Source organism: Rosenbergiella collisarenosi (genome assembly GCF_018494085.1).
GTDB lineage: Bacteria > Pseudomonadota > Gammaproteobacteria > Enterobacterales > Enterobacteriaceae > Rosenbergiella > Rosenbergiella collisarenosi.
This window is the reverse complement of record NZ_JABBFP010000005.1, coordinates 85,832-101,845: the sequence shown is the minus strand read 5'-3', so window position 1 is coordinate 101,845 and position 16,014 is coordinate 85,832. Positions and strand designations below refer to the sequence as shown.

Annotated in this window: 16 protein-coding genes, 1 other RNA gene and 1 other annotated feature; of the genes, 8 read left to right on the top strand and 9 right to left on the bottom strand. The window is 48.2% G+C overall.

Annotated features, from left to right (window positions below; all coding sequences use genetic code 11):
* Window positions 1-83 precede the first annotated feature (83 nt).
* From htpG to apt, 5 genes are all read right to left on the bottom strand, one after another.
* Window positions 84-1,952 carry a molecular chaperone HtpG gene (gene htpG / locus HGT70_RS09895; RefSeq protein WP_071434501.1) on the bottom strand — a complete coding sequence of 623 codons (1,869 nt, stop codon included), beginning with the start codon at window positions 1,950-1,952 and terminating at the stop codon, window positions 84-86.
* A 105-nt stretch (window positions 1,953-2,057) separates the two neighbouring features.
* The gene (gene recR / locus HGT70_RS09890; protein ID WP_071434499.1) at window positions 2,058-2,663 is read right to left on the bottom strand and encodes a recombination mediator RecR; all 606 of its coding nucleotides are present in this window, start codon (window positions 2,661-2,663) and stop codon (window positions 2,058-2,060) included.
* On the bottom strand, window positions 2,663-2,995 hold the full coding sequence (locus HGT70_RS09885; RefSeq protein WP_214195738.1) for a YbaB/EbfC family nucleoid-associated protein: 333 nt from the start codon (window positions 2,993-2,995) through the stop codon (window positions 2,663-2,665). Before HGT70_RS09885 ends, recR begins: the two co-directional genes overlap by 1 nt.
* Window positions 2,996-3,047: 52 nt before the next feature.
* A complete protein-coding gene (gene dnaX, locus HGT70_RS09880; protein ID WP_214195737.1) occupies window positions 3,048-4,943 on the bottom strand; it encodes a DNA polymerase III subunit gamma/tau in 1,896 nt (631 codons plus the stop codon).
* Window positions 3,645-3,706: a sequence feature (DnaX frameshifting element), on the bottom strand. It overlaps the preceding gene by 62 nt.
* 152 nt (window positions 4,944-5,095) lie before the next feature.
* Window positions 5,096-5,650, bottom strand: a complete 555-nt coding sequence (gene apt, locus HGT70_RS09875) for an adenine phosphoribosyltransferase (protein ID WP_071434494.1) — start codon at window positions 5,648-5,650, stop codon at window positions 5,096-5,098.
* A 127-nt stretch (window positions 5,651-5,777) separates the two neighbouring features.
* Between apt and priC the strand changes: the two genes are divergently transcribed.
* Entirely contained in the window at window positions 5,778-6,278 is a 501-nt protein-coding gene (gene priC, locus HGT70_RS09870; RefSeq protein ID WP_214195736.1) for a primosomal replication protein PriC, read from the top strand.
* 35 nt (window positions 6,279-6,313) lie between these two features.
* Window positions 6,314-6,481 carry a DUF2496 domain-containing protein gene (locus tag HGT70_RS09865; protein ID WP_071434490.1) on the top strand — a complete coding sequence of 56 codons (168 nt, stop codon included), beginning with the start codon at window positions 6,314-6,316 and terminating at the stop codon, window positions 6,479-6,481.
* Here the strand turns inward: HGT70_RS09865 and acrR are convergent.
* A complete protein-coding gene (acrR, locus tag HGT70_RS09860; protein WP_071434487.1) occupies window positions 6,478-7,116 on the bottom strand; it encodes a multidrug efflux transporter transcriptional repressor AcrR in 639 nt (212 codons plus the stop codon). The genes HGT70_RS09865 and acrR overlap by 4 nt on opposite strands.
* Window positions 7,117-7,283: 167 nt before the next feature.
* On the opposite strand from acrR, the gene HGT70_RS09855 reads away from it, so the two are divergent.
* The 4 genes from HGT70_RS09855 to HGT70_RS09840 all read left to right on the top strand — a co-directional run bounded on the left by HGT70_RS09855 (window position 7,284) and on the right by HGT70_RS09840 (window position 12,486).
* Entirely contained in the window at window positions 7,284-8,462 is a 1,179-nt protein-coding gene (locus HGT70_RS09855) for an efflux RND transporter periplasmic adaptor subunit (protein WP_214195735.1), read from the top strand.
* A 27-nt stretch (window positions 8,463-8,489) separates the two neighbouring features.
* On the top strand, window positions 8,490-11,612 hold the full coding sequence (locus tag HGT70_RS09850; protein WP_214195734.1) for an efflux RND transporter permease subunit: 3,123 nt from the start codon (window positions 8,490-8,492) through the stop codon (window positions 11,610-11,612).
* 279 nt (window positions 11,613-11,891) lie between these two features.
* Complete coding sequence (gene tomB, locus HGT70_RS09845; RefSeq protein WP_071434482.1) at window positions 11,892-12,242, top strand: Hha toxicity modulator TomB; 351 nt, start codon at window positions 11,892-11,894, stop codon at window positions 12,240-12,242.
* A 19-nt stretch (window positions 12,243-12,261) separates the two neighbouring features.
* The gene (locus tag HGT70_RS09840) at window positions 12,262-12,486 is read left to right on the top strand and encodes an HHA domain-containing protein (protein ID WP_071434480.1); all 225 of its coding nucleotides are present in this window, start codon (window positions 12,262-12,264) and stop codon (window positions 12,484-12,486) included.
* A gap of 76 nt (window positions 12,487-12,562) precedes the next feature.
* Here the strand turns inward: HGT70_RS09840 and ffs are convergent.
* Window positions 12,563-12,659: signal recognition particle sRNA small type (gene ffs, locus HGT70_RS09835), an RNA gene on the bottom strand.
* A 126-nt stretch (window positions 12,660-12,785) separates the two neighbouring features.
* Here ffs and HGT70_RS09830 point away from each other — a divergent pair.
* A complete protein-coding gene (locus HGT70_RS09830) occupies window positions 12,786-13,100 on the top strand; it encodes an MGMT family protein (protein WP_214195733.1) in 315 nt (104 codons plus the stop codon).
* A gap of 25 nt (window positions 13,101-13,125) precedes the next feature.
* On the opposite strand, the gene HGT70_RS09825 is transcribed toward HGT70_RS09830, so the two are convergent.
* On the bottom strand, window positions 13,126-13,596 hold the full coding sequence (locus HGT70_RS09825; protein WP_071434476.1) for a YbaY family lipoprotein: 471 nt from the start codon (window positions 13,594-13,596) through the stop codon (window positions 13,126-13,128).
* Between the two features lie 185 nt (window positions 13,597-13,781).
* Between HGT70_RS09825 and HGT70_RS09820 the strand changes: the two genes are divergently transcribed.
* Window positions 13,782-14,645: an acyl-CoA thioesterase domain-containing protein gene (locus HGT70_RS09820; protein WP_214195732.1), complete on the top strand. Its 864-nt coding sequence runs from the start codon at window positions 13,782-13,784 to the stop codon at window positions 14,643-14,645.
* A 62-nt stretch (window positions 14,646-14,707) separates the two neighbouring features.
* Here the strand turns inward: HGT70_RS09820 and amtB are convergent, their stop codons facing one another.
* The gene (gene amtB / locus HGT70_RS09815; RefSeq protein ID WP_071434472.1) at window positions 14,708-15,997 is read right to left on the bottom strand and encodes an ammonium transporter AmtB; all 1,290 of its coding nucleotides are present in this window, start codon (window positions 15,995-15,997) and stop codon (window positions 14,708-14,710) included.
* Window positions 15,998-16,014 lie beyond the last annotated feature (17 nt).

Genomic DNA, 16,014 nt, shown 5'->3' with positions numbered 1-16,014 from the left:
AACTTTATGAAGTGGCAAAAATAACACTATGTTGCATTCACCACAAGACAAGGCGTCGCTTTCACGACGCCTGATAGGGGGGATTACGCGAGGAGTAACTGATTCATTCTACGAATAAATTGGTTAGGATCTTCCAAGGTTCCACGCTCAGCGAATAGCGCTTGATCCAGCAACAGCTCTATCCAGTCTGCGAAACGTGATTCATCTTGAGTCTCGGCAGCCTGCTTCACCAAGCGGTGATCAGGGTTGATCTCGAAGATATATTTCACCTCGGGAGCCTCTTGACCTGCAGCGGCAAAAAGTTTTGCCATCTGCGTACTCATCTCATTGGCATCGGTGACCACAAGGGCCGGAGTATCAGTGAGGCGGTGTGTGAGACGAACCTCTTTGACTCGCTCGCCAAGCAGAGTTTTAACGCGTTCGACAAATGGCTCTAAGGCTTTCTCGCTCTCTTTTTGCGCTTCAGTCTCTTCATCTGCTAGCTTATCTAAAGAGTCATCGGTTTTGCTGACCGATTGGAAGACTTTACCATCGAACTCGGTGAGATAAGACATCATCCACTCATCGATCCGATCAGAAAGCAGTAATACTTCAATCCCTTTCTTACGGAACAGCTCTAAGTGTGGGCTATTCTTCGCCGCAGCATAGCTATCAGCCGTAATAAAGTAGATTTTTTCCTGTCCTTCAGCCATACGTGCAACGTATTCGTCGAGCGTTACTGTTTGCTCTGAACTGTCGGCCTTCGTCGAGGCAAAACGCAGTAACTTAGCAATGGTCGGTAAGTTAGTCGGATCCTCAGCAGGGCCTTCTTTGAGTGCTAAGCCAAAAGCTTTCCAGAAAGAGAGGTATTTACCGCTATCATCTTTCGCCAGCTTCTCAAGCATCTGTAGCGTACGTTTGGTCAGTGCTGTGCGTAGGCTTTGCGTGACTCGGCTATCTTGTAAGATTTCGCGTGAGACATTAAGTGGAAGATCGTTAGAATCAATCAGGCCACGAACAAAACGCAAGTAAGTCGGCATAAATTGCTCGGCGTCATCCATGATAAAGACGCGTTGCACGTAAAGCTTTAAGCCATGTTTATGATCACGATTCCACATGTCCCACGGTGCTTGGGAAGGGATATAGAGCAGGCTCGTATACTCCTGTTTTCCTTCGACACGGTTGTGGCTCCAGATCAATGGATCGGAAAAGTCATGAGAGACATGTTTATAGAACTCTTTATACTCATCGTCGCTTATCTCGGACTTATTCCGGGTCCACAGTGCTTGGGCTTTGTTGATTTTCTCCCACGTGGTGGTATCGGCTTCTTCATCTTTTTCTTCGATTTCTACCGGTAAGGCGATGTGGTCAGAGTATTTACCAACAATATTTTTGACGCGCCAAGTATCTAAGAACTCATCTTCACCTTCACGCAGATGCAGGGTAATTTCGGTCCCACGGTCGGCTTTCTCGATATCTGCAAGGGTGTATTCGCCCTCTCCTGCTGATTCCCAGTACACAGCTTGATCGGCCGCAGCGCTCGCCGCACGGGTACGCACCGTCACTTTGTCAGCGACGATAAATGCTGAATAGAAACCGACACCGAACTGGCCAATTAATTGGCTATCTTTGACTTGGTCTGAGCCCATAGACTCTAGGAAGGCTTTAGTCCCTGACTTCGCAATCGTTCCTAAGTTCTCGATCACTTCTTCGCGGGTCATACCGATGCCGTTATCGCTCAAGGTCAGCGTACGGGCTTCTTTGTCAACGGATAGGCGAACACGCAGGTCGCCATCACCTTGATAGAGATCGGCATTGGACAGCGCCTTGAAACGCAGCTTATCAGCGGCGTCTGAGGCATTGGAGATCAATTCACGGAGGAAAATTTCTTTATTTGAGTAGAGAGAGTGGATCATGAGATGCAGAAGTTGTTTTACTTCTGACTGAAAGCCACGGGTTTCTTGACCTTTCATTATTATTCATCCTCAACAAAATGATGGGTTAATTATGTTGTTAGAGGAGATGGGGACTGTTTTTGGGCTTTTCAAGCTGATGCGAGGAATAACATCAGCAAGTGATTAATATTTGAACTTTTGTCTTCCTGCGAGCGAATGTGAGAGCGTCGTACCATCGACTAGCTCTAGCTCTCCACCAACAGGGACACCGTGGGCAATCCGCGTTGCATCCACCCCATATTGCCGACAAAGCGAAGCAATAAAATTCGCCGTCGCTTCGCCTTCAACCGTTGGATTGGTCGCAAGGATCACTTCGGTCAACGTTTCCGCTTGCAGTCGCTGTTCGAGAATATCTAAACCGATGTCGTCGGGGCCGATTCCGTCTAAAGGAGACAGGTGTCCCATCAAGACAAAGTAGCGACCGGCAAACTGCCCGGTGGATTCAACGGCCTGTATATCTGCGGGACTTTCTACCACACAGATAATACCGTTTTCTTGGCGGCGACTATTGGTACAGATCGCGCAGACCTCTTTTTCGGTAAAGGTCCTACACAGCTGACAATGGCCGATCTCCGACATCGCTGTCGTTAGGGCCTGAGCCAGACGCATCCCCCCGCTACGATCACGCTGTAGCAGATGAAACGCCATGCGCTGCGCCGATTTGGGCCCTACGCCCGGTAAGCAGCGTAGGGACTCCATTAACGCTTCCAGTAATGGACTGGATTGCATCAGAAAGGCATCTTAAAGCCAGGAGGTAATTGCATTCCGCTAGAGACGGAAGCCATCTTCTCTTTTTGTGTCTCGTCGATACGGCGTGCCGCGTCATTAAACGCTGCTGCCACGAGATCTTCCAGCATATCTTTATCGTCTTCCAATAAGCTTGGATCGATTTCGACACGGCGGCAGTTGTGGGCACCGTTAATCGTCACTTTGACTAAGCACGCACCTGACTCACCCGTCACCTCTAACGCAGCGATTTCTTCCTGCACTTGTGACATCTTGTCTTGCATTTGTTGGGCTTGCTTCATTAAGTTGCCCAGACCACCTTTACCACCAAACATAATGCTCTCTCTCTGCTAAGGCCACAGCCATCAAATGATGACCGTCGCGGTATTAAACGGGACGTATACTTTCTTCATCTAACTCTGCATCAAACATTTTGCGCAAGGTCTGGATATGTGAATCGTTAATCACAGCGGCTTTAGCTTGTAATAAACGTTCTTCATAGATGACCTGACGCCACTCGAGCGGCGTTAACTGTTGCGAATTATCGTCTGACTGAATCGTCAGTTCAACCGTTTCTCCCAATAATGCCTCGAAGGCTTGTCTGAGAACCTGTTGCGCCGAGCTCGAATTCAGGTGTTTCTGATGACTGCGTAAGTTAATCACGATCTGTGAATCAACTTGGTGCTTCCAGCTATTCAATGCCAACTGTTGTACTAATTTTGGGAGCTGCATCTCACCAATCTGTGCCGCCCACGGATCCCGTTGACAGGTCTCGGCAATCAGCTGTTGCATTAATTCCGGATTTTTTTCGTGCTCCAGCGCACTACGTAATGCTTTGGGTGTCGCGATAGGCTGCGAAACGACTTCTTCTACCCGTTTGGACGTCCAACGATAGCTCTCTTTCTTTTGCTCCACGACTGCCAGTTGGCGAGACGTCGAAGAGGCCTTACGTTCAGTCAGTATTGCTAAACGTTCTAACGCCGATTGAGCCGGTCGCGGACTTGACGCAACCGGCTCACTCTTTTTTACTTGGGAAGCTCCTTGCCGCATCAATGCCGTCCGCGCTTGTAAAAGCTGACTGGTCGCATCGTTACCTGCCGCTGGTGTCGGCGGAGGTGAAGAGCTTGGCACAACCGGCTTCTGCACAGGCGGCTCGATCACTTGCGTGACGTTCTTGGCTTCTGGCGGTTCGACGGCTTGAGGGTGAAAGGCGAGTGCCCGCAGCAGCGTCATTTCAATCCCCATTCTTGCCTCGGGCGCGAGTGGCAGCTCCTTACGCCCCGTCAGAACAATTTGGTAGTAAAGCTGTAAATCTTCAGGCGGGACACGGCGGGCTAACTCACGCAACTGCGTCTCATGCTGTCGGTAGCTATCGTTTAACGACTCAGGAAGCAATTGTAACATGGCGACGGTATGCAATATCCTGAGCATCTCTGCGAGCAGAGCATCCCATTCCGTTGCACGACTGGCGGCCTCAGCCACCAGAGATAACGCCTGCTCACCATCACCCTTGATTATCGCGGCGACCAACCCTAAGGGTTGCTCATCATCGAGGGTGCCGAGCATCTGCATCACATCGTGGTCGGTAACACACCCATCTCCAGCGGCAATCGCCTGGTCAAGTAGGCTTAGCGCATCACGCAAACTACCTTGAGCGGCCCGTGCTAGCAACTGTAACGCACGGGTTTCGAACGTAATATGATCGCTATCGAGGATATGCGTGAGTTGCTGCTGAATCTGTTCGCTATCAAGGGCTTTTAAGTGGAACTGCAGACAACGCGATAAGATAGTGACCGGTAGTTTATGCGGATCGGTCGTGGCGAGCAGAAACTTAACATGCTCAGGCGGCTCCTCTAACGTTTTTAACAACGCATTGAAGCTATGACGCGACAGCATATGCACTTCGTCGATCAGATAGACTTTGAAACGACCACGGACTGGCGCATATTGGACGTTATCCAATAACTCACGCGTATCTTCAACGCGTGTACGTGAAGCCGCATCGATTTCGATAAGATCAATAAAGCGGCCTTGCTCAATCTCAACGCAGTTATCACATCGTCCACAGGGCGTGGCAGTGATACCTGTTTCGCAGTTCAATCCTTTCGCAAACAGCCGAGCAATACTGGTTTTACCGACGCCTCGCGTACCGGAGAAGAGATACGCATGGTGCAGTCTGCCAAGGTTTAGGCCATTAGCTAGCGCAGTCAATACATGTTCCTGACCCACAACATCAGAAAAAATTTGTGGTCGCCATTTTCGTGCGAGAACCTGATAACTCATGGAGAACGTATCACTTGATAGGAGTTAAATACCGACGACCGCGCACAGAGCCCAGCCATCACATGACAGTACTATCTTTTGTATAATCGAGCCAGTTTAGCAGTCTGACCGAGCGTTGCCCATCTAATTTTGGGCGACGCCCGCGAGAGGAATTAGTGTCCAGGGAAGTCAACGACACTGAAGCAATTAAGGCCGAGCTTCTTAAGACGGCTCTCGCCTTCAAGGTCGAACAGATTGATGACAAAAGCAGCATCTTCAACCTGTGCACCCGCTCGACGAATCAGCTTGACCGTTGCCTCGATCGTACCGCCGGTGGCCAAGAGATCATCGACCACCAGAACTTTATCGTGCTCGGTTAACGCATCTTGGTGTATTTCAAGCGCATCCGTACCATATTCCAATACGTAAGTTTCCTGCCAAACCGGACGCGGAAGTTTACCTGGTTTACGAACGGGAACGAATCCAACGCCTAGTCCTAATGCCACAGGCGCACCAAATAAGAAGCCCCTAGCTTCCGTACCGATGACCTTGGTAATCCCTTTGTCACGGTAACGGGCGACCAGAAGCGCTATCGTCGCAGCATATGCTTGTGGATCTTCGAGTAGGCTTGTGACATCACGAAATAATATGCCTGGCTTTGGGTAGTCGGGTACACTGCGAATACTGTCTTTAATAAGTGTAAGTTGAGCGTGGTGTGTAGTGGTCATGATATTGTGCCTGGTGACATGTGAAGTGTGTGGCGCCCTCAATTAACGGGATAAATGCGGTGTAGATTTTGCCGCCTACGCATCAAAACCGTCAAATTTAAGCAAAGTATAGGATAAATGCAACTCTATGAACCAGAAAGTGATCACTAACCAGCTGCACACACTCCTCGATCACCTTGCTCAACAGGTTAAACGCTCCGGAAACCCGCGCTTAAAAAAAATGAGTTTCCAGCGGCCACTTTTCAAACACTCTCACCCAGTACTCAGTGACTATATCGATGAATGCCGAGCGTCCTTAGCCTCTCTTGAACAAGATGCTCACTCGACGACAATCAAAACATGGCAGCTCGAACACCTCGTTGAGCAGTGCCAAGCGCTGCAAAAAGTCCTTAACTCATTGCCGATTGAAAGAAAAGCTACGACGACTCAACAAGAGCAGCTAGCAGGCTATGAACGTAGGCTGTTAGAGATGGTCGCAGAGTTGGAAGAAAAAGTGGCGACAGCCACCGGTTTCCAAGAGCAGCAGCAATTCCTGTTAACACTCGATATTACCCGCCAGCGCTTAGAACGTTGCCAAACTGCACAAAAAGACTATTCTTGGAAAAAATTATCGCGCAGCAATCGTTAGTTGGCTGAGACTCTTACTCACTTTTTAGGCTATCTATGTCGTTACACTCAGCACCGATCGAGACGCAACTTGCGATCGATTTGATTATGATCCTCGAAAATCAGCAACTTCCTGCTCAAGTAGTTTTAGATGCGCTGAAAATCGTCCAGAAAGATTTTCAGCATAAGCGCGATCAAGAAGAAATTAGCCCCTCTGCAGACTAAACATTCTGCCGTAATGTCGGGCTAAACTGTAAGAGATCGATCATCGATTGCACCAAAAAAGGGGCTTGCTCGGTCATATCGAAACTCGATGGAGAGAAGAGCCAATTCTCAATGACTCCAGTAATATAGGCGCGACAGACAACGGCAGAGCGAAAAGTATCTAACTCGGCCGGTAATTGTTTAGCTCTAACACAAAGAGAAAGGTTTTCTGTAATTTTAGGGTAATCTTCCAACACTAACTTCTGTTGAAGTTGGTTCATCGATTGCATCTCTCCCACAAACTCACATTTGTGATAGATAATCTCCATAATTTTACGTCGGCGTTCATCGGTGACGAGAGATTGTAGAAAAGAAATCAAAAAGTGCTTTAATTGCCCCAAAGGATCGTTAGGATAGAGAGAGGCAAACTCAACATGAAGACGATCAATTTCTTCATCACTGTTTGTCCAAATCTCCCTGAAAAGATCCGTTTTGTTCTTAAAATGCCAATAAATAGCACCGCGTGTCATGCCAGCATGCTCGGCAATATCAGACAGTGATGTCGCGGATACACCTCGACTAGCGAAGCAGTCAATGGCCGCTTCAATGAGTAAGGATCGCGTTTCAAGTGCTTGTGCTTTGGTTTTTCGTGCCATAGTGAATTATTTAGCTTTAAATTCTGCGTTATTGTTAGAATAATTGTTGCACTAATACTTACATACATTCATGTATATATGTACTATAACACGCAGTATTTTTACACACATTTCTCGACACTATTTATTGTCGTGGACTTAATACCGGACGAGTAGAGGTTTTGACTATGAAAATGAACAGAGGATTAACCCCTCTGGCAGCAATCCTGATGTTTTCAGGGGCAGTTGCGCTGAGTGGTTGTGATGATAAATCACAGCAGCCAGCACAAAAATCTGCGCCTGAAGTCGGTGTTGTCACTTTGAAAGCCGCGCCTGTGAATATGACGACTGAATTACCAGGAAGAACCTCTGCTTATCGTGTAGCCGAAGTACGTCCTCAGGTATCAGGGATCATTTTAAAGCGTAATTTTATCGAGGGAACGGATATTAAAGCCGGTGAATCCCTCTACCAAATCGATCCAGCGCCCTATCAAGCCGCCTACAACAGCGCAGTCGGCGATTTAGCTAAAGCGCAAGCGAATGCACGTATCGCCCAAGTAACGCTACAACGTTATAAGCCCCTACTTGGGACGAAATACATCAGCCAACAAGATTATGACACGGCCTCTGCAACGCTCGCACAAAATAACGCTGCAGTCCGTTCTGCTCAAGCCGCGGTTGAGAATGCTCGAATTAACCTTGCTTATACGAAAGTATCTTCACCTATCTCAGGCCGGATTGGTAAAACAGCGGTCACCGAAGGGGCTTTGGTACAAAATGGGCAAACGAATGCGTTGGCAACGGTTCAACAACTTGACCCGCTGTATGTGGATTTAACCCAGTCTAGCGACGATTTTATGCGTCTACGTAACCAGCTCAACTCGGGTGAATTGAAGCAAGGTGCAGGTAAAGCGCCGGTAACTATCGTTTTAAACGATGGAACGACCTTAAAGCAAAAAGGCACGTTGGAATTTTCCGATGTGACGGTTGATCAGACTACGGGCTCAATCACCTTACGCGCCATCATCCCTAATCCAGACCATAGCCTTCTTCCAGGAATGTTTGTTCGGGCTCGCGTAGAGGAAGGCGTTAATCAGAATGCTTTACTCGTTCCTCAGCAAGCGATCGCACGTACCCCAACTGGAGAAGCCACAGCGATGGTGGTGAATGCCGATGATAAAGTCGATGTTCGTCCCGTCACCGCTCAAGAGGCTATCGGCGATAAATGGCTGATCACGTCAGGCTTAAAAGCTGGTGACCGGGTAATTTCTGTTGGTGTCCAGCGTGTCGCACAAGGCGCTAAGGTTACGCCAAAAGAAGTCAGCGCTGACCAGAAAGACGATACTGCCGCGACGCAGTCTGAATAATTTTGCGTTAACAGGAGCCACTGACATATGGCTAAGTTCTTTATAGATCGCCCCATTTTTGCTTGGGTACTCGCCATCGTGATTATGATGGTCGGGGCGCTATCGATCATGAAACTCCCGATCGAGCAGTATCCCGAAGTTGCACCTCCAGCGGTACAAATTCGTGCGGCCTATCCAGGTGCAGATGCGAAAACACTACAAGATTCTGTTACTCAGGTTATCGAGCAGAATATGAACGGCTTAGACGGACTGCTATACATGTCCTCTAACAGTGACTCTTCAGGCAACTTACAGCTAACGCTGACCTTTGCCTCAGGGACCGATGCCGATATTGCGCAAGTTCAAGTTCAAAACAAACTGCAACTGGCAATGCCTTTGCTGCCGCAGGAAGTTCAACAACAGGGGATTAACGTTCAAAAATCCTCAAGTAGCTTCTTGATGGTCGCGGGTTTTGTCAGCGAAGACGGCAGTATGGACATGAACGACCTTGCTGACTACATCTCCTCTAATATTAAAGATCCGATTAGCCGGACGACGGGTGTCGGTGACACGCAACTGTTCGGTGCGCAGTATGCGATGCGTATCTGGATGGACCCCGCGAAGCTGGTGAATTACAACCTGACTCCGGGCGATATCATTACGGCGATCAAAGCACAAAACTCCCAAGTTTCAGCGGGTCAGTTAGGCGGTGCTCCAGCGGTCGCGGATCAACAGTTAAACTCTTCGATCATTGCACAGACTCGTCTGACAAGTCCGGAAGAATTTGGCAAGATCTTGCTTAAAACGAACACTGATGGCTCTACCGTGCGACTCCGTGATGTCGCCACTATTAAGTTAGGCGGCGAGAACTACGAGGTCGTGGCACGCTTTAATGGCCACGCCGCTTCGGGGTTAGGGATTAAGCTCGCCACGGGCGCCAATGCACTGGATACCGCCAATGCGGTGAAAGCGCGTCTAAAAGAGATGGAGCCCTTCTTCCCACATGGGATGAAACTGGTCTATCCTTATGACACCACTCCGTTCGTTAAGATCTCTATCTTTGAAGTGGTAAAAACGCTCTTTGAAGCCATCATCTTGGTTTTCTTAGTGATGTATCTGTTCCTGCAAAGCTTCCGCGCAACACTGATACCGACTATCGCGGTTCCGGTGGTGTTACTGGGAACCTTTGGAATAATCAGTGCCTTCGGTTACTCAATAAACACCCTCACCATGTTCGGCCTCGTACTCGCCATCGGTCTATTAGTCGATGATGCGATTGTCGTGGTCGAAAACGTTGAACGGGTGATGGAGGAGGAAGGACTCGATCCGAAAGAAGCCACTAAACGCTCGATGGAGCAAATTCAGGGTGCGTTAGTCGGTATTGCGCTAGTTCTTTCTGCAGTATTTATTCCAATGGCCTTCTTCGGTGGCTCGACTGGGGTTATCTACCGCCAGTTCTCAATCACTATTGTCTCGGCGATGGTACTGTCGGTGCTGGTCGCGATGATACTGACGCCGGCGCTTTGTGCAACGTTACTTAAAAAACATGGTAGCAACGACCATAAAGAGAAAGGTTTCTTTGGCTGGTTCAACCGGATGTTCGATAAGAGTACTAATCACTATGTAAACAGTGTTAGTCATATCATTCGTCGTACTGGTCGTTACTTGATTATCTACGTTGTGATCTTCGCAGGCATGGTTTGGCTGTTCATGAAGCTTCCCACCTCTTTCCTACCGGAAGAGGATCAGGGGCTACTTGTCGTCCAAGCACAGCTACCGGCGGGGGCAACGCAACAGCGTACGGAAAAAGTCCTAGACCAAGTTACCGATTACTTCCTAACTAACGAGAAAGATACCGTAAAATCCGTCTTTACCGTCAATGGCTTCGGCTTTGCGGGACGCGGACAGAATACGGGTATTGCATTCTTAAGCCTTAAGCCTTGGGAAGAGCGTACGGCTGCAGCGGATAAGGTCGATGCGATTGCAGGTCGGGCCATGGTCGCTCTGGGCAAGATTAAAGATGCGATTGTTATCCCGTTTAACCTCCCAGCGATTATCGAGCTTGGGAACGCAACTGGCTTCGACTTCGAGCTGGTCGATAATGCTAACTTAGGTCACGATAAGTTGATGCAAGCTCGGAACCAGTTACTGGGAATGGCGGCTCAACATCCTGACGTATTAGTCGGTATGCGTCCTAATGGCTTAGAAGATACGCCACAGTATAAGTTGATCGTTGACCAAGAGAAGGCCCGTGCACTCGGTGTGTCTATCTCCGATATCAACACCACACTCAGCGCAAGCTGGGGCGGTAACTACGTCAACGACTTTATTGACCGTGGACGGGTTAAGAAAGTATACGTGATGGGCGAAGCTGATTCTCGTATGCTGCCTAGCGATATCAACAAGTGGTATGTGCGCAATAGCGATGGTGAAATGGTGCCGTTCTCGGCCTTTACCAGTGCGAAATGGCAATACGGTTCACCACGATTAGAGCGTTACAATGGACTGCCGTCCTTAGAAATACTCGGTCAGGCAGCGCCAGGAAAAAGTTCCGGTGAAGCAATGGGCTTGATGGAGCAATTGGCCGGCAAGCTTCCACAGGGTATCGGTTATCAATGGACGGGGATGTCTTATCAAGAACGCATGTCCGGTAACCAGGCACCGGCGCTTTATGCGATCTCCCTGATCGTCGTCTTCCTGTGTTTAGCTGCTTTGTACGAGAGCTGGTCGATTCCTTTTGCCGTTATGCTCGTCGTACCACTGGGGGTCATTGGTGCACTCGCCTTCACGACATTACGAGGGATGAGTAATGACGTTTACTTCGTGGTCGGATTACTCACGACCGTCGGGATCTCCGCAAAAAATGCCATCCTAATCGTCGAGTTCGCCGTTGATCTGATGAAGGAAGGTAAAGGGTTAATGGAGGCTACGTTGGATGCAGTACGTATGCGCTTGCGTCCAATCCTTATGACCTCCATGGCCTTTATGCTGGGTGTCCTACCCTTAGCCATTAGCTCAGGTGCGGGCTCAGGCGCACAGAATGCTGTGGGTACTGGGGTACTCGGTGGGATGATGACCGCGACTTGCTTGGCTATCTTCCTTGTCCCTGTATTCTTCGTCGTTGTTCGCCGACGTTTCAGTGGACAGAAGAAAACACATAAAGAAGAGTAATCCCCTACTCTCTTTACTCAGGGCTGCTTATGCAGCCCTTTTTTATCGTATAAAGGCGGATTTTTAGAGGGTATTTTGACGAAGTCTTTTTGATTTTCGCTAAGTGGTTTATAATGATAACGTTCGCGTCGATAGTTAAAATCTATCTTATTCAAGGAATTCTACTTTAAAATAGTAGAAGTCCTACACCAAGCGGACCCTAGCACCTCAAAGTGAACGAGAAAAGACTCTGGTGCCAAACACGAGTCACTTTGTAATCTGTAGATGAAGAGGTGAACAATGGATGAATATACGCCAAAGTATTTCGATATTGCGCAACTGCATTATCTGTGTAGCAAACTCTATACCGAGTGTGAAATATTGTTGGGTGAAAATACCCCGTTCACTGTCAACGATCCTACGGCAACAGAATCTTTAATATTAAATGATTTTATTGAACATATCGCAGACGTTGGGATCAATTATAGAATTAAATACGCACAAGACGCTGCATTGATAGAAGCGCTGGACGAATTTTTGGACTATTCTTCACAACTCCTTGGAAATTATGGAGTAACACCTAAAGAAATTATGCAATGGAAGCAGACATCAGAAACTCTTTTCGAGCATCTAACAAAAAACAATAAATAAGTATGAGTAACTAACAATAATGAACTCCAACACCTTGCCTTTAACCAAGACCGATTATTTAATGCGTCTAAGACGCTGCCGTTCTATTGAAACGCTTGAAAGAGTGATTGAAAAAAATAAATACGAGTTATCCGATGTGGAGCTGGTCGTTTTTTACTCGGCAGCCGATCATCGCCTCGCCGAACTGACCATGAATAAGCTCTACGATAAAGTTCCCGCGACAGTATGGAAATATGTTCGATAATCAATAGAATGAATAACGAAGTGGCAAGGATGCCATAATAGAAGTTAGAGAGGTAGGGGGAGTAATTGGGTGGGGCCCTTGCCAGCGACATCCCGGCACATGTGTTACCTGCTGCGGCTGCTTCCTTCCGGACCTGACCGGGTTAACAGGTTAACATTGCGGGAGAACCAACAAGGTCCCCATTGAGTTGCTCCTAAGAGCGAGGGAGATTATGGTAGATGGGCGGCAGAAATGCAAGCGTCGCGGCACTAACCGTTGTTTTATTAAGCACACTCAGTCATTAATCGGATATTTACACCATGTCACAGTCAGCCCCCTCCTTTGAACAACGCGTTTGGCTTGTTATAAGGTCTATTCCTTATGGGAATGTCGCAAGCTATAGTGATGTCTCACGTCTAGCGGGCCATCCACGAGCCGCGCGTCAGGTCGGCAGGATCTTAAACAACCTCCCCGCACAATCTCAACTTCCCTGGCATCGAGTGGTCTCTCAACAAGGAAAAATATCGCTGACTGGTGAACAATTGTTTTCGCAAGCAGCAGCATTGCGCGAAGAAGGGGTAGTCGTGGATAACGTCGGTAAGATCAACATGAGGATATATCGCTGGCAGCCTTAAGCTACCAGCGATGAGGGTAATCGACTTATTGCGCCGCTACCGGTAAGGCAACTTGCGGTACCGCAACTAGATTAATGTCTTTCTTCTGGCTCGCCACGCTGGTAATAGGTTGTAGCGTCTCGGAGGTGAAGATCACCTTGCCATTTAAGGTAATGGCGGCAGTCAGCAGCGCTTGGCTACCCGTTCCGAGTTGTACCCCTTGCAGAGGGAGCACGTAACTAAATGGAGATTGTTTACCAGAAAGCGTTTGCACGCGTTGTGCCAAGACTTTCGTTTTTCCAGGGCCACCAGAAATATCAGATAAGGTCACGGTCAGTGCTGCATTTGCAGGAATTGCCATACGCTGACGAACAAATACCGAGCCGCTTAGTTGAAATGGCGCAACAGCTTGCGTCGTAGGATCGTTAGCAACAGGAACCGGGGCTCCGCTATGGCTTGCACAGGATGTCACTGCTAAAGAAATAAGTAGTCCGCCCAATACGTGTTTAGTTTTCATTGATGTCTTCTCCTTTTGAACCAATTTGACCACAATATTGTTGTATTTTTGCCAATAGGGTCGCTATCGTAACAAAATAATTGTGGCACATAATCGGAAATCTGCCCGTATAATCCGGAATTTTTTGATTTTAATTAAAGATATATCAGACATATTCCGTCGACGACTTCTTAGAGGATAGATAAATGAGTCAAGCACTTACCCTACTCGCTGAATTGTTAGCCTTAAAAAAAGAGACGGAGTACCAGTTTATTGGAGAGTGCGAAAATTTAGGATTGCGCCAAGTTTTTGGTGGCCAAGTCATTGCACAGGCGATTAGAGCCGCGCAGCAGACCACGACATCAGACCGCTCTATTCACTCATGTCATAGCTATTTTCTTCGTCCGGGGGATCGCACTCTCCCCATCACTTATCAGGTAGAAAATCTACGGGATGGTCGCAGTTTGAGTGCTCGACGGGTTAAAGCGATACAGAATGATCAGGCCATTTTTTATATGACAGCGTCTTTCCACGGCGACGAATCGGGCTTTACTCATCAATCGGTCGCTCCTGTCGTGCTCCCCCCTGAGCAATTAATGTCCGAACAAGAGCTGGTGAGTCAACTTTCCGCCAGCACCATTAACCAACAGTTCGTAAAAGCGTTCAGTGCCGAACGCGCGCTCGAAGTGCGTCCAGTCCAACCCTATAATCCGCTAAGCGGACATGTTTGCGAAGGGCGGCGACAACTTTGGCTCAAGGCAAATGGGCTGATTGATCAACACTCATGGCTTCATGCCTCTCTACTGGGCTACGCGTCAGATCTGAACTTTCTCCCTGTAGCGTTACAACCACACGGTAAAGGTTTTTTAGAGGAAAATATGCAAGTCGCGACAATCGACCATTCGATGTGGTTTCACCGTCCCTTCAGTCTTAATGATTGGCTACTTTATGATATAGATAGCCCCTCAGCCCACAACAATCGCGGTTTCGTGCGCGGAGCATTCTATGATCGGCAAGGAATATTAGTTGCTTCAACAGCACAGGAAGGGATAATTCGTCAGCGTCAGTAATTCATTTTGAAAAAAATTCAGCCCGGCGAAAGCCAGGCTGAAAGAAACAAGCTAGAGACGCGTTATTGGTTATAAGCGTTCTCACCGTGGCTATTGACGTCAAGCCCTTCACGCTCTAGATCTTCACTGACTCTTAACCCAACCGTGACGTCAGCAATCTTGAAGCTAATGAACGCAACAACGCCTGACCAGACGATAGTGACTAAGCAGCTCAATAGTTGAATCCATACTTGATGGCCCATGGTAACGCCTTCGGCATAGCCTACGCCACCAAGTGAAGATGATGCAAAGACGCCTGTCAGTACACACCCTACGATGCCACAGACGCCATGGACGCCAAATACATCACACGGGTCATCGACTCTTAAGAAGCGTTTTAATCCGGTTACCCCCCAGATACCAGCCAGTCCGCCAACGATGCCAATGACTAACGCCCCCCCTACGCCTACATATCCGCAAGCAGGGGTGATTGCCACAAGACCAGCAATAAAGCCTGAACACGCACCCAGTAGTGAGGGCTTACCACGAATTGCCCACTCACCAAATGTCCATGCGAGAATAGCGCCTGCCGTTGCTACGATAGTATTGACAAAAGCCAGTGCTGCAATTTCATTCGCCGAGGCCGCGGAGCCCGCATTAAAGCCGAACCAACCGATATAGAGGATAGCGGTGCCTGTAAACACCATCGGTAAGTTATGCGGTTTAAACGCTTCTTTTCCAAAGCCGCTACGTTTACCTAATACCCACGCTCCCACTAATCCACCGATCGCAGCATTAATATGGACGACGGTTCCTCCCGCAAAATCTAAAGCGCCGTCTTTAGCAAGCAGTCCGTTTGCCCATACCATGTGTGCAATTGGGAAATAAGAGAAGGTAACCCACAACAAGGAAAATATTAGCACCGCAGAAAAACGGACTCGCTCAGCTAATGCGCCGACGACTAAAGCAACCGTGATGCATGCAAAGGAAGCTTGATAAGCAACATGGATGTATTGATAGATACTCCCCATTACTGCCTTAAGTTCGATCCCTCTCAGTAACGTCCATTGGAAGCCACCGAAGAAATTATTCCCTTCGCTGAAGGTAAGCGAATAGCCGTAGATTACCCATACCACGCAGACAAGGGCAAAGGTCACTGAAACCTGTGTCATGAGAGATAAGACATTTTTACCGCGAATCAAACCGCCATAAAATAAGGCAACCCCCGGCACGGTCATGAACAATACGAGCGCGGTACAGATCATCATGAATCCATTATCTGCAGGACTGGCGGTAGGTTCAGGGGCGGCGAAGGCTAAACTCGGTAGTCCGAGCGCGATAAAAAAGCTAAGCAATGAGACTATTTTTTTCATTTTTTTCTCCTAGCGCT

Excerpts from the sequence above, each read along its gene's own strand:
- htpG (WP_071434501.1), bottom strand. The coding sequence starts at position 1,952 with ATGAAAGGTCAAGAAACCCGTGGCTTTCAGTCAGAAGTAAAACAACTT.
- recR (WP_071434499.1), bottom strand. The coding sequence starts at position 2,663 with ATGCAATCCAGTCCATTACTGGAAGCGTTAATGGAGTCCCTACGCTGC.
- HGT70_RS09885 (WP_214195738.1), bottom strand. The coding sequence starts at position 2,995 with ATGTTTGGTGGTAAAGGTGGTCTGGGCAACTTAATGAAGCAAGCCCAA.
- dnaX (WP_214195737.1), bottom strand. The coding sequence starts at position 4,943 with ATGAGTTATCAGGTTCTCGCACGAAAATGGCGACCACAAATTTTTTCT.
- apt (WP_071434494.1), bottom strand. The coding sequence starts at position 5,650 with ATGACCACTACACACCACGCTCAACTTACACTTATTAAAGACAGTATT.
- priC (WP_214195736.1), top strand. The coding sequence starts at position 5,778 with ATGAACCAGAAAGTGATCACTAACCAGCTGCACACACTCCTCGATCAC.
- HGT70_RS09865 (WP_071434490.1), top strand. The coding sequence starts at position 6,314 with ATGTCGTTACACTCAGCACCGATCGAGACGCAACTTGCGATCGATTTG.
- acrR (WP_071434487.1), bottom strand. The coding sequence starts at position 7,116 with ATGGCACGAAAAACCAAAGCACAAGCACTTGAAACGCGATCCTTACTC.
- HGT70_RS09855 (WP_214195735.1), top strand. The coding sequence starts at position 7,284 with ATGAAAATGAACAGAGGATTAACCCCTCTGGCAGCAATCCTGATGTTT.
- HGT70_RS09850 (WP_214195734.1), top strand. The coding sequence starts at position 8,490 with ATGGCTAAGTTCTTTATAGATCGCCCCATTTTTGCTTGGGTACTCGCC.
- tomB (WP_071434482.1), top strand. The coding sequence starts at position 11,892 with ATGGATGAATATACGCCAAAGTATTTCGATATTGCGCAACTGCATTAT.
- HGT70_RS09840 (WP_071434480.1), top strand. The coding sequence starts at position 12,262 with ATGAACTCCAACACCTTGCCTTTAACCAAGACCGATTATTTAATGCGT.
- HGT70_RS09830 (WP_214195733.1), top strand. The coding sequence starts at position 12,786 with ATGTCACAGTCAGCCCCCTCCTTTGAACAACGCGTTTGGCTTGTTATA.
- HGT70_RS09825 (WP_071434476.1), bottom strand. The coding sequence starts at position 13,596 with ATGAAAACTAAACACGTATTGGGCGGACTACTTATTTCTTTAGCAGTG.
- HGT70_RS09820 (WP_214195732.1), top strand. The coding sequence starts at position 13,782 with ATGAGTCAAGCACTTACCCTACTCGCTGAATTGTTAGCCTTAAAAAAA.
- amtB (WP_071434472.1), bottom strand. The coding sequence starts at position 15,997 with ATGAAAAAAATAGTCTCATTGCTTAGCTTTTTTATCGCGCTCGGACTA.